The 11,937-nt window shown below is 48.1% G+C and carries 15 protein-coding genes; 1 reads left to right on the top strand and 14 read right to left on the bottom strand.

Features of this window, described 5'->3' with window-relative positions; genetic code table 11:
• Positions 1-183: 183 nt before the first annotated feature.
• Positions 184-720, top strand: a complete 537-nt coding sequence (locus Q8M98_05045; protein ID MDP3114128.1) for a hypothetical protein — start codon at positions 184-186, stop codon at positions 718-720.
• A 491-nt stretch (positions 721-1,211) separates the two neighbouring features.
• Here the strand turns inward: Q8M98_05045 and Q8M98_05040 are convergent, their stop codons facing one another.
• From Q8M98_05040 to Q8M98_04975, 14 genes are all read right to left on the bottom strand, one after another.
• Positions 1,212-1,784, bottom strand: coding sequence for a hypothetical protein (locus Q8M98_05040; protein MDP3114127.1), 573 nt, complete (start codon positions 1,782-1,784; stop codon positions 1,212-1,214).
• A 17-nt stretch (positions 1,785-1,801) separates the two neighbouring features.
• Positions 1,802-2,425, bottom strand: coding sequence for a 50S ribosomal protein L9 (gene rplI, locus Q8M98_05035; protein ID MDP3114126.1), 624 nt, complete (start codon positions 2,423-2,425; stop codon positions 1,802-1,804).
• On the bottom strand, positions 2,422-3,264 hold the full coding sequence (locus Q8M98_05030) for a hypothetical protein (GenBank protein MDP3114125.1): 843 nt from the start codon (positions 3,262-3,264) through the stop codon (positions 2,422-2,424). The genes rplI and Q8M98_05030 overlap by 4 nt, the downstream gene beginning before the upstream one ends.
• The gene (gene rpsR / locus Q8M98_05025; protein ID MDP3114124.1) at positions 3,264-3,500 is read right to left on the bottom strand and encodes a 30S ribosomal protein S18; all 237 of its coding nucleotides are present in this window, start codon (positions 3,498-3,500) and stop codon (positions 3,264-3,266) included. Before rpsR ends, Q8M98_05030 begins: the two co-directional genes overlap by 1 nt.
• Before the next feature lie 11 nt (positions 3,501-3,511).
• Positions 3,512-3,955, bottom strand: a complete 444-nt coding sequence (locus tag Q8M98_05020; protein MDP3114123.1) for a single-stranded DNA-binding protein — start codon at positions 3,953-3,955, stop codon at positions 3,512-3,514.
• An 8-nt stretch (positions 3,956-3,963) separates the two neighbouring features.
• Entirely contained in the window at positions 3,964-4,254 is a 291-nt protein-coding gene (gene rpsF / locus Q8M98_05015) for a 30S ribosomal protein S6 (protein ID MDP3114122.1), read from the bottom strand.
• Positions 4,238-4,849: an aminoacyl-tRNA hydrolase gene (gene pth / locus Q8M98_05010; GenBank protein ID MDP3114121.1), complete on the bottom strand. Its 612-nt coding sequence runs from the start codon at positions 4,847-4,849 to the stop codon at positions 4,238-4,240. Before pth ends, rpsF begins: the two co-directional genes overlap by 17 nt.
• A 6-nt stretch (positions 4,850-4,855) precedes the next feature.
• A complete protein-coding gene (locus Q8M98_05005) occupies positions 4,856-5,461 on the bottom strand; it encodes a 50S ribosomal protein L25 (GenBank protein ID MDP3114120.1) in 606 nt (201 codons plus the stop codon).
• A gap of 21 nt (positions 5,462-5,482) precedes the next feature.
• Complete coding sequence (locus Q8M98_05000) at positions 5,483-6,427, bottom strand: ribose-phosphate pyrophosphokinase (protein ID MDP3114119.1); 945 nt, start codon at positions 6,425-6,427, stop codon at positions 5,483-5,485.
• On the bottom strand, positions 6,412-7,257 hold the full coding sequence (gene ispE, locus Q8M98_04995; protein MDP3114118.1) for a 4-(cytidine 5'-diphospho)-2-C-methyl-D-erythritol kinase: 846 nt from the start codon (positions 7,255-7,257) through the stop codon (positions 6,412-6,414). Before ispE ends, Q8M98_05000 begins: the two co-directional genes overlap by 16 nt.
• Entirely contained in the window at positions 7,217-9,502 is a 2,286-nt protein-coding gene (locus Q8M98_04990) for a polysaccharide biosynthesis tyrosine autokinase (protein MDP3114117.1), read from the bottom strand. The genes ispE and Q8M98_04990 overlap by 41 nt, the downstream gene beginning before the upstream one ends.
• A gap of 11 nt (positions 9,503-9,513) precedes the next feature.
• Positions 9,514-10,002, bottom strand: a complete 489-nt coding sequence (locus Q8M98_04985) for an SLBB domain-containing protein (GenBank protein MDP3114116.1) — start codon at positions 10,000-10,002, stop codon at positions 9,514-9,516.
• Between the two features lie 152 nt (positions 10,003-10,154).
• Positions 10,155-10,910 (bottom strand): hypothetical protein, encoded by a 756-nt coding sequence (locus Q8M98_04980; protein MDP3114115.1) that lies wholly within the window; start codon positions 10,908-10,910, stop codon positions 10,155-10,157.
• Between the two features lie 14 nt (positions 10,911-10,924).
• Positions 10,925-11,935 (bottom strand): hypothetical protein, encoded by a 1,011-nt coding sequence (locus tag Q8M98_04975; GenBank protein MDP3114114.1) that lies wholly within the window; start codon positions 11,933-11,935, stop codon positions 10,925-10,927.
• Positions 11,936-11,937: the final 2 nt, after the last annotated feature.

The raw sequence follows: 11,937 nt of genomic DNA, 5'->3' as shown, positions 1-11,937 counted from the left end.
TCTTTGTCTCATATTTTCGCGTTGCTTATTGCCACTTTGGTTGCGATTATTGTAGTTATTCAGGCTCATTTTGAAATGCTGTTGCCCAAACTGGCAACTACTAACCCAAACTCGCAGGCAAAGCAAATTCATAAAAATTGAGTTTTTTCCAGGGAGTCAAAATTATGCATTTGAGGTAATATCATGACGAAGACAATAGTCCTCGTGACGGTCGGGATATTGTTAATCGGCATTTGCTTTGCCGAGGGTGTTTCGGAGTATAAGCATACTGTGGGAGCTAATATGCAAATGTTCCCTCAAATACTGATGGGTTCCATCAACTATGGGTATTCAAAGAAAACGGTCAGGGAATTTGGAAGTGACGTTGAAACAGGTTGGTGTGTGCACGTGGCGGCAGCAAATGACCCACGGAGTTTGAATTCTAAAGAGTTCTTCTATTTAGGGATTGACTGGAGATTGTATGAGACTCCAAAAAAGCTATTTGGGGACCAATTTATCATAGGATTTCATTTGGGGTTATCCTACATGCAGTGGGTTCCTACTCGGTTTTTTATTCTTGAGGAGAATGATGACAATTTTGAAAGGATTATATTCCCAAATATTGGAACCCAATTCGGTTTTGAATTTCCGCTTGGGACAGGTACTTCGTTGAAACTATATACTGAGCTATTATCCTTGCTAGTACCGATAAAGTTTCTCGTTTTGGACATAACTTTTTGATGAAACCTATCTCATGGAGCGCCGACGTCCCCGTCGGCGACACGAAACTCTATCCCATCGGCGACAATAGCGATGAACATGACACATCCACAAGTTTAGTCTATCATCCACAAGTTTAGTCTATCATCCACAAGTATGTAACCGATCCTGCGGACAAGAACCGACGGGGACGTCGGTAATTCCATAATCATGGAACTTCATCTCATGGAGCGCCGACGTCCCCGTCGGCGACACGAAACTCTATCCCATAGGCGACAATAGCGATGAACATGACACATCCACAAGTTTAGTCTATCATCCACAAGTTTAGTCTATCATCCACAAGTTTAGTCTATCATCCACAAGTATGTAACCGATCCTGCGGACAAGAACCGACGGGGACGTCGGTAATTCCATACGAAAAAAGCCATGAAACCGGGGATCTCAAGCATGAGTTGGCTTCGAAGACCGGTTTCATGGCTGCTAAGTTGTCTGGGAATCTATGCTGAGGTTTAATCCTGCTTGATCAAAAGTCCCATACTGTTATAGGACAGGATCAACACGGCGAGCGCCACGTAGTAGGCGGCACCGATGCTACTGGCGGTCTTGTCGATCATGGACATCGCGATTCCGGGGATGATGGAGGCGATGAAGATCACGGCAAAGCCGACCACGCGATATAGCGTTTCCCAGCCTTTGTAGTTGATCAGATAAAGAGCCAATCCCATCAGAGCGATGAAAACCAGCGTGAGCGCAAAGATGATCACGATAGCCACAATGGAAACTCCACCGGGCAGAGTGATGACATTGGTCCAGAGTGTCAGGATCAGGGGAATGGCGATTGCCAGAAGACCGAGGATGCAGCCGATGATCTTCATCGGCAGACGCGAAGTCTCAAGAGCAATTTCGCTGTGGCGCTGTCTTTTGCGGATCATCAAAAAAGCGATGGCGGAAGCCGCTAAAACGATTGCCGCATAGATTAACATCATGAGCGGCCGCCCAGTCATCAATCCCATCAGCGAGAATGCCGCTACGAAAATGACGATCGCTATGATCTGTTTGATCGTGAACCAAGTTTCACGCATGGTAAACCTCCTCGGGGTTAGACTTTTACTTCGGTATCTTCGGTCTCTACTATATCTTCAGTTTCAAATATCGTTTCCAGCTCTTCTTCCACCAAGCCCGGTTCATCAACGATTTCGACTTCAACCGGTTCACTGCTTTCTATTACTTCGTCTTCGATGATCGGTTCGGGCTCGGTTGCCACAACGGGTATTTCCTTGCCTTCTCTTTCGATCCTGATGTTCAGATCGGCGAGGATGTCTTTGTGCAGCCTGATCTGCATAGCGATGACGCCCAGTTCCTTGATGTGCTTGTCCATCAGGATCAGGGACTTGTGCACGTCGATGCCATGCTGATGTAAGGCATGGGCGATATCGGTCTCGGAAACGGAGCCAAACATGCTGCCGTGTTCGTCCACTTTACGCACGAATACCAGATTTACGGCATTAATCTTCTCGGCAAGCTTTTTCAGCTCCCAGATGCGTTTTTCTTCTTCATCGGCGGCTTGGGCTTGGATGTTGACGATGCGTTTGACGTTTGCCGGAGTGGCATAAATTGCATAGTTACGAGGAACCAGATAGTTTCTGGCATAGCCGCGTTTGACGTTGACGACTTCGCCTTTGGTTCCGACTTTTTCTATATTTGTGAGCATAATCACTTTCATGTGAGATTTCCTCCAGGATGTAGTTTTCTGAGATCAAGCCACAGGTCTGCAAAACCGAGCAGCGTGATCAGGAGATATGATACGGTGTTTAGCAGGATCAAAACCAAGAGCGCGGCACGCAGCATTTTGTTCGCGATCAGTTTTGAGAGCTTGTGAAGCATCACCCCGATCCCCTGAATGAACGGCAGGAAACACAGAGCCAGCATCGCGTTGATGAAGAGCATCTGCATTCCCGGCACAAGATAGAGGGGAAGGATGGCAATAATCAATAAAACATAGTATTTTGGGAAAGCCAGTTCCTGCCAGTTGAACCGCAAGCCCATCTGTCTTTGGAACAGGATGAAGCCGATGAATAGCGCCATCAGATGCGAAACGATCCATACCGCCGGCCAAATCGCTTTGATCAGTGAGATGGATTTTTGCATGATATCGCCGTCAAATAGTTGCGGAAGAGAGGACTGGACTTCACTGAAGGCTCGTTCGTTGGCAAGGGCGAGATAATCCCCAAAGAAATAGTAGCGGCAGATCCCATAGACGACGATGAGCACGGCGGCGACGCTGAAGGCAGAGCACATATTATGCAGCCCGCGCAAAGCTATCAGATACACTACAGCAGTGAATCCAACGCCAATGACTCCATCGGTGACCAGCACAGTGGTGCTCATCGAACTGTCCAACATGATGACAATCAAAGGAATAACAAAGAAAATGCCGATCGCCCTTATGGGGGAGATCAGACTAAATTCGATGGTTTTGCCGATGAACATCATGATCAGGATCAAGCTGATGAAGGGATTGATAATCGCCAAAGCGCCAAGAACAAGCGGAATCAGAAACACTATTCGATCACGTAGGGAATCAATGCCATGGTGCGTGCGCGCTTGATCTCGCCGGTGAGCTTTCTCTGATGCTTTGAACAGGTTCCAGTGAGACGGGCGGGATCGATCTTGCCCACATCGGAGATGAATTGACGCATGATGTCCAGGTTCTTGTAATCAATCTGAATCTCTTTATTGGCACAGAAACGGCAATATTTCTTGCGTGTGAATCTTTTCTTTCTATCGGTAATATTCATTATCTCTCCTGTTAGAATGGCACGTCGTCGGTAGTGCCGGGAGTTGCCGGAGCGCTGTGTTCTTCGGGAAGGGGAACGCTTTCATCGTCCTGTCCGCCTTCGGTTTTTGGTTTCCATTCCAGGGTCTGGACGTTTTCGGCGATGATTTCGAAGACTTTGCGGTTGATATTGTTGTTATCGACGTAGCTGCTGGTTTCGATGCGGCCTTCGACGAGGACGGCAGAACCTTTATGCGCTTGCTTGGCAAGCAATTCCGCGGCGTTATGCCAGACGACCACATTCACAAAGATGGGGGCTTGCTGCCAAGTATCGGTGTCATCTTTCCAGCGCTTGTCCATAGCAACGGTGATGCGGACGACGGCGGTGCCCTTGGGGGTGTATTTCAGCTCGATGTCGGCAGTGATTCTGCCGCTGATGAAGACCTTGTTCAGTCTCGGTAATTTAAGATCAGCCATGATTTCTCCTATTCGCCTCTGGCGATAAACATGTGTCTCAGAACTTTTTCGTTGATGTTCATGAGACGCTTCAAGCCCTTGACGGCAGTGGTTTCGAGCTTGAAATAGTTTACATAGTAATAGCCTTCCTGCATCTTTTCGATGGGATAGGCAAGAATTCTACGTCCCCAGGGATCGGTCTTGATGATCTCCCCGGCGTTTTCTCTAACGAGGTTGAGGATGCTTTCGTTGGTGGCATCCGCCTCTTCAGAATTGAGCTTAGGCGATATGATCACCATCAGTTCATAATCCTTGGTCATTTTGTTCCTCCTTTGGACTAATGATTCCGGTGGATTTTACCCCGGAATAGGATTTTTTCCATTTGCTATATTCATCCAGCATCGTGCTGAAATCATATTTGATATAGGTGTCGATAAACTTTCCCGCGCGGGTGATCATGGGCTTCAGCGCGATCAATTCATCTTCGTTGAAGTCTTGCAGGACAAAATCAGCAGGACACAGTTCCGCGTCCCTGCCAATGCCGAAACGGATGCGTTTCAGCTCGTCATAGGGGAGGATTTCTCCCAGAGACTTCATCCCGTTGTGGCCGCCGTCTCCGCCTCCGTTGCGAATACGCAGATCGGCAAGCGGCAGCTCGATATCGTCATAGATCACGAGCACCTGATCGATCTTCCAACGTTCGCGGGCGGCTTGGAGCGCCTTGCCGGAGAGGTTCATAAAGGTCTTGGGCTTGATCAAAACCGCTTTCTCCAGCTTGATGAAGTCATATTCCAGCTCTGCAGAAAAGCTCTTTTTGCGCAAGCGAGCCCATTCGTCCAGACAGAGGAAACCCACGTTGTGACGCGTAGCGTAGTATTTCTCGCCAATGTTTCCCAGCCCGATGATGAGTTTCATGCGCGCTTATTTTGCTTCCGGAGCTTCGGGTTTTTCCACCGCTGTGGCAGTGGTCGGGGCTTCGGTACGTTTCGGATGGATAACGACCAAAGTGTTATCGGCGTGATCCTTATATGTCCATTTTCCCATCGGTAGGTCTCGGACATGTTTCGACTCGCCGACTTTCAAATCGGTGATATCGAGCCTGAGCTCTCCCGGGAGATTGCTGGCAATGCAGGATAATTTCACGGTTCTTTGGATCATGTCCACGAATCCGCCTTCTCTGGTGCCGATGGCTTCGCCGTCAAAATGGATGGGGATATCAAATTCCATCTCGGCTTTGGCGCCTACGACCATGAAATCGATGTGCATGACATCGCGTCTCACGGGGTGCACCAGCTTGTCTTTGAGGATGGTGTGATAGGTCTTGCCTTCGAGGATGATTTCCCAGAAAGCAAGCTCAGTGAAGCTCTTCTTGAAGTATTTGGTGAACTCGTTTTTGTTCACGGAGATGGGTGTGGATTCGGTTTCTGCACCATATAACACTGCGGGGATCAAGCCCGAGGCGCGCAAGGCGGAGAGTTCCGATTTCTTTCCCATGGTTCTTTTTTCAGCATCGAGAGTAAATATCATTTATTCCTCCAATCTCAATTTCTATCTGAATAATATACTTAGTGATTCTTCTATGTGGACTTTCTTGATCGCAATGGCAAGCATCTCGGCGATCGAAAGCTGTATGATCTTTCCGCATTTTTGTTGTTCTTCGGAGAGCGGGATGGTATTTGTGATGAAGAGCTTTTCGATGGGCGAATCTTGCAAATTGCTCACCGCGGAACCGGATAGCACGCCGTGGGTGCAAGCTGCGAAGATATTGCCGGCGCCCTGCTCTTTGAGAGCGTTGGCGACCTTGATCAGGCTGCCTCCGGTATCGATGATGTCATCAAAAAGGATGGCGGTTTTTCCCGTAACATCGCCAATAATGTTGAACAGTTCCGTTTGATCGTTGTTTCCGCTACGGCGTTTGTCTCCGATGGCGAGTCCGCAATCCAGACGTTTTGCCAAAGCTCTGGCACGGATCGCTCCTCCGGAATCCGGTGATACGACCACGATGTCATTGATATCCATACTGGCGAAATAGCGAGCGAAGGTGGGGATCGAAAAGAGATGATCGACCGGGATATTAAAAAAACCCTGAATCTGATCAGCATGCAAATCAACCGTGATGACCCGATCTGCACCGGCAACGGTGATCAAATCTGCTACGAGCTTGGCGGTGATTGGAACGCGGGGTTGATCCTTTTTGTCCGATCTGGCATAACCATAATAGGGGATCACGCAATTGATCCGCTGCGCGGATGCGCGTTTCAAGGCGTCGATAATGATCAACAAGTCCATCAAGTTGTCGTTTACGGGGCGACAAGTGGATTGGATCACGAAAACATCCGCGCCGCGAACATTGTCGTTGATCTTCACAAAGGACTCGTCGTTGGAAAACTTGAACAGATCAATATCCGCCAAAGGTATGCCGGCGTATCTGGCAACTTCTTCTGCCAGCGGCCGGTTCGCGTTTCCCGTAATTAGCTTTAGTTTTGAATACATTGCTGATACTCTTCTTTCCTAATCGTTCTTGTTACTTTCGTCCAGAAACCTTGCCGGGCAAAGTGTTCCAGACATTCGCGCATTGCATCCTTGCCGGCAAAGATGCCGAAACATGTGCTGCCGCTACCGCTCATCATCGCTATCCGAGCAGCATAGCTTTGCATATCATCTATGATCCCGTCGATCACGGGGTAATCCTTTCTGATCCCGCTTTCCAGGCGGTTGAACCAACCGGAGACGCCAAGCAGCGGATCAAATCTTTGTATTTGACTCGCTACTGGTATTTGAGCCTTCTGATACGTTTCCCTTGCGGATATCGCGATCGCTGGATTGACCAGCAGGATGTGATCGATCACGATGTCTTCACACTGCCTGATAATCTCACCACGATTGGTGCACCGGGCTGTTCCGCCTTGCAGGAAGAAATTGATATCGCTGCCAAAAATCGCCGCGATCTCATGTTTTTCGGGTTCGCTCAGGTTCAGATTCCACAGGTTGTTCAGAGCCATGATCACATTGGCGGCATTACTGCTGCCGCCTCCCAGTCCAGCGGAGACAGGGATGCGTTTTTCGAGCCGCATTTCTATCCCACAAAGGGGCTGGTACTTACCTTGAATATAGGATGCAACTTTGAACATCAGGTTGTTTTTATCCGCCAATTCAGGCAAGTTAGACCACAATTTAATACCCTGTTTTTTTGTCAAAACATATTTGATAGAATCATACAGGTCGATACAGCATATCACAGTATCGACCTGATGATAATCACCGGGCAGCTTGCCCAGAATTTCAAGATGCAGATTTATCTTTGCGTAAGAAACGGCCTGCATTTTTCTTTTGTTTTTTGGGCACCTCGTCTCCGTAATAATAGTAGTAGTAGTAGTAGTAATAGTAGTAGTTCTGCTTGTTGTAGTATTTCTGGACGTAGATGCTGTTGACGATGATGCCGTCGATAGTAGCGTTGATGTTTTCCATCAGCTCCTTGGTGCGCTTGATGATACCTTTCTCCGTGTAGCCGCAACGGACGACGACGAAGGTGAGATCCACTTTTTTGGTCAGTATCAACGCGTCGGTGACGGCGATGATCGGAGGTGTATCAAACAATATGTAATCATAACGGGCTTTGAGCTCTTCGATGAGCTTGTCCGTGCGGGTGGAGGAAGTCAATTCCGAAGGGTTGGGAGGGACGAATCCGCTGGAAATGACATCCAGATTGGGAATTCCGGAGGGTTTGATGATTTGGTTGATGCCCACTTCCGGATCGATCAGATAATCGCTGAGACCGTTCTCTTTCTCGATGCCGAATTTGTTGTGAATCATGGGACGTCTCATATCCATATCCACCAATATCACGCGGCAGTTCATTTGCGCGAGGGTGATGGACAGATTGACGATAGTGGTGGATTTTCCCTCTTTGGGACCCGAGGAGGTGACTAACATCGTTGTGCTCCCCAGAGGTTTCTTGGACACGATGTTTGTTCTCAGCGTGCGATAGGCTTCTGCGATGGGGGATTTGGGGGCATAGTGCGAAACTAACTGCATCATCACATGGTGCATTGATTTGCTCAGTTGTTCCTTGCTTTCGGGGTCTGCCTGCTCGATCATTCTGTTGAATTCTTCCATCTTGGATTCGGATTCCTGGATCAAGGGGATCGTGCCCACGATCGGCAGTCTCACATAGGTCTCCATGTCTTCCAGGGTGCGCAATTTCGTATCCAGTGAATGGACAACGAAGGCGGTACCGATTCCGAGACCGAGCCCCAAAATGATGCCAACCAGGATGTTCATCGACACTCTTGGCTTGATCGGAGCGCTGGGTCTTTCGGCATAATCGATGATGCGGACATTACCAACTTTGGCTTGTTCGGCGATCTTGGCATCCTCATATTTTTCCATCATAATGCCGTGGATTTTGCCGTCCAAGGTCATATTGCGTAGCAGACGAGCTAATTCAAGCTCGGTATTGGGCAAAGTGATGATCCGTTCGTCATACATTTCTTTGGTCTGCGCCAGTCCGCTCACGCGGGTGCGTGCTACTTCCAGATCGACGTTGGTCTGAATGATCTTGATAAGCAGCTCGTTTCTGGTCTTGAGGGGGTCATCTTGTAAGGATATTGCTACGAACTTCTTGATTTCGATATCCAGGGTTTGCTTTGCTTTTTCAAGCTCTTGATTGAGAGCCAGGATCTGGGGATGATCAAGAGGATACTCGTTTTTTGTGATCAAACGGGTGATCAGAGCTTGGGTTTCGATCACCTGTTTGCGCAGTTCGCTGATGTAAGGAGCCTTGAGGATATTGTTTACGTTCACCAGCAGGGAATCCTGATCACGCAATTGGCGGTTGAACATGTCCAAGGTTTTGGCTTTGACGGCTTGATCGGTCAAAGCGCTTTCATATTGAGCTTCGATTTCGGCGGATTGCTCGATCAGCTTGGTTGTTTCCTGGCTAAGTTCGGTGAGTTTATTCAGGTTTTTAAATTCGCGCAGGTCGTTTTCAGAGCTTTGCAATCTACGGGAAATGGCATCCAATTGCGTCTCGAGGAATTCACGGATCGTGGTGAATTCGAGACGTGCATGCAGGGTGTTTTGTTGCTGAATAGCTTCGGCGATGGCATTGACTGCAGCCATGGCTTCGCCTTGATTGGTGGATTCGAAACTGATGGTGAGGATATCGGTATCCCGTTTGGATTCCACTTTCACGTTGCGCAAGCGACCGGCTGGATTGGCAATGTTGTTGATCGGAAAGGACTCCCATTCGGGATATTTCTTCATGATCTCCCAGGCGGCACTGAGCACGGGCTTGCTCTTCATCAGTTCGATCTGGTTGTTCAGCGAGTTTTTGCCCACCCCGGGAGACGTCAAAAACATCAGTTCGCTGCTGCCTTTTTGATCTTCCAGCAATACTCTTGAGGAGGCGGCATAGATTCTGGGCTGCCGTGCGGTATAGACGATGGTGAGAACCATGACGATGACAAACACCAAAACGATTAGATAACGGAATTGCACGATTATGCGTAAATAGTCGGAGAGTTTGATATCTTCTTGGTGATGTATTGGTTGTTGCTGATTATCCATAGTGCCTGTTCCTATTTCAAGTTGGTCACGAGATTGTAAACGCTAAATGCAATAGCTGCTTTGGAGAGGAAATCCGCAACTTTGCTGAAGGCATAGAAGATCGTGCCGGAAACCACGATCGTGTCCCCCGGTTTCATAGCCGGCAGCAGTGATTCGTCGCCGGTTTCCATGTATTTCTTCAGATTGACCCAGAGGACTCTTTCTTTTTCCTCGTTGCTGGGGCGGATGATCCTAATCTTGGATAGCTTGGCATCTTCTTTGGGGCCACCGGCTAAAGCCAATAGCGTAAGGAAGTTTGTATCATCCGGCACTGAGTATAATCCCGGTTTTGCCACCTGTCCCAAAATATAAGTGTTCATTTTCAGCTTCTCTACGCCGCTACGAATGCCTTCGTATGAATAGGCGGATATATTGCTTATCGGTGCATACGATACGGTTCCTTGACCATAAATGCCCAATGCAATTCCCAGTATCAAGATTAACAGCAGTAACTTCTTCACCTTATCCTCTTTCACATTTTATACAATAGTTCTCGTCAAGCCTATTCAGTCAAGCGAAATCTGTTATACATTGACTTTGAAGGTTTTAATAAACCTGTTATTGAATAGTTCAAGCCATGCTCGTTATCATTGTTTAGGTTATGGTGTACAGTCTATTGGATATGAACGATCCGCTCAATGGATTCCGACCCCATAAACATCTGCATCTCCTCATCCCAATCAAAGGAATCGATCCTCCAGCGCAGGCTTTGTCCAGAATACTCTTGTGCCAGATTTGTTGGGAAGGTTAGGAACAGGGGGTCTTCCTCAGTAGAGACTACCAAATCCTGATGATAGACATAGCCATCGTTTTCATTGAGGATCAGGAGCCTGAAAGAGGAGGCAAAACCGCTACGATTCCACATGAAGGTCGCCCCCACCGGTGAGATGGTGGCGTTGTTCCCCGGAGTGAGCAAAATGGATTTACCCAATAAGGCATAGGACACTGTATCCGACCTGGCTACATTGCCGGAGACGTCCACCAGATCGATGAAATAGGAATACCGGACTCTCTCGTTCAACTGAGTTCTACTATCCACATAGAAGTTATTATACGAAGGAATGGAATCAATCAAGACCGGAGTGGTGTTAAATTGATTGTAGCGGAAGATCTTGACGTGGCTCAGATCAGTGTCGATAAAGGGTTTCCATAGCACCCGAATCCAGTTTCCGTCCGGCACGGTATCGATGCCGTTGTTTTCATCGTTAAAGACGATCCCTTGAACCGGGGGGTCGCCGGTATCTCCCAAATGAGGTATTAGCGTGGGTGGGAAGGGAGGAATCTTGTCCTTATCCGGGTTGTCTTCGCCGGAGCAGGAAAGCAAGCCGATCAAAAGCATGATCATCACAAGGTAAAGTGCATATTTCATATTATCTCCATAGTTCAGAAACTGATTCTCAAACCGATACGATTGGTGAGCCCCACCGGATTGGTCAGCAGGGCATAATCAATATTCACGCCATAAACTTGGACACTAGCGCCGCAGGTGAAATTCTTGTCGTAATATCCAGCTCTCAGGCTGCCTTTCTTGTCATAGGTCCATTCCACGCCATAGTGGTTGGATCCCTGATAGACGTAATCATAATCGTAAACTAAGGTCAGATCGGACTTCAGCGGAGGGATTGGTTGGCGCACGGCGATGCCAAGCTTGGTGTTGAAAAGCACTTCATCCCGATGCTCCGTTTTCGTATCCCAAACGATGTCGGTTCCGGCAATATCCTGGAAGTTGAGCCCGAAATCAAACTCGCCAAGCTCTTCCAGGTCAAAGATCACGCCCATATCAGTGGTCAATTTGAATCCAAAATCCAATCCTATCCCCTTGCCAAGAAAATCCATTATCTCGCGCCGGATGTATTTGACGTTTCCCCCAAAATACAAATCGAAGGGGACTTCAAAAAATAGCCAGCCCATATTGGCATCGTAATGCACATGTTTGGCAAAGGCAAATTGAAATAGATCATCAACGCTGTTAAACTTGCCGTCCGGAATCCCCGGAAGGTGGTAAGCGCTATTATTGATGCGTTGATCCACATTTGTGCCGATCAGATAGCTCTCACTGAACAAGGGTATCTCGGAAACGATGAGCTTTGTCCAGTTCAATCCGATGGTCACACCGTTTGGAAGAGGCTGGCAGAAACTGAAGTTGTCATAAGAAGCCAGCCCGTTATAGAGAAACGCGTGCATGGCAGAAAACTCAGGTTCGCGAATCTGAGCGATGCCAGCGGAATTCCAATAGATTGCCGAGCCGTCATTGGCAAGAGCCGCAAAGGCTCCTCCCATACCCATGGGACGCACTCCGGTTCCGATCATCATAAAATCTCCGGCATAGCGTCCGGCGCTAATCGGAATTACGATCAATGTGAGGAGAGCGATGGTAAATAGTGTATTCTTCATGT

This window comes from Candidatus Cloacimonadaceae bacterium, from assembly GCA_030693415.1.
Classification (GTDB): domain Bacteria; phylum Cloacimonadota; class Cloacimonadia; order Cloacimonadales; family Cloacimonadaceae; genus JAUYAR01.
Note: the sequence above shows the minus strand (reverse complement) of the source record. Positions and strands in the feature narration are given on the sequence as shown.

Bases quoted from the DNA above. Each gene is read 5' to 3' on its own strand.
- Q8M98_05045 (MDP3114128.1), top strand. From the start codon at position 184: ATGACGAAGACAATAGTCCTCGTGACGGTCGGGATATTGTTAATCGGC.
- Q8M98_05040 (MDP3114127.1), bottom strand. From the start codon at position 1,784: ATGCGTGAAACTTGGTTCACGATCAAACAGATCATAGCGATCGTCATT.
- rplI (MDP3114126.1), bottom strand. From the start codon at position 2,425: ATGAAAGTGATTATGCTCACAAATATAGAAAAAGTCGGAACCAAAGGC.
- rpsR (MDP3114124.1), bottom strand. From the start codon at position 3,500: ATGAATATTACCGATAGAAAGAAAAGATTCACACGCAAGAAATATTGC.
- Q8M98_05020 (MDP3114123.1), bottom strand. From the start codon at position 3,955: ATGGCTGATCTTAAATTACCGAGACTGAACAAGGTCTTCATCAGCGGC.
- rpsF (MDP3114122.1), bottom strand. From the start codon at position 4,254: ATGACCAAGGATTATGAACTGATGGTGATCATATCGCCTAAGCTCAAT.
- pth (MDP3114121.1), bottom strand. From the start codon at position 4,849: ATGAAACTCATCATCGGGCTGGGAAACATTGGCGAGAAATACTACGCT.
- Q8M98_05005 (MDP3114120.1), bottom strand. From the start codon at position 5,461: ATGATATTTACTCTCGATGCTGAAAAAAGAACCATGGGAAAGAAATCG.
- Q8M98_05000 (MDP3114119.1), bottom strand. From the start codon at position 6,427: ATGTATTCAAAACTAAAGCTAATTACGGGAAACGCGAACCGGCCGCTG.
- ispE (MDP3114118.1), bottom strand. From the start codon at position 7,257: ATGCAGGCCGTTTCTTACGCAAAGATAAATCTGCATCTTGAAATTCTG.
- Q8M98_04990 (MDP3114117.1), bottom strand. From the start codon at position 9,502: ATGGATAATCAGCAACAACCAATACATCACCAAGAAGATATCAAACTC.
- Q8M98_04980 (MDP3114115.1), bottom strand. From the start codon at position 10,910: ATGAAATATGCACTTTACCTTGTGATGATCATGCTTTTGATCGGCTTG.
- Q8M98_04975 (MDP3114114.1), bottom strand. From the start codon at position 11,935: ATGAAGAATACACTATTTACCATCGCTCTCCTCACATTGATCGTAATT.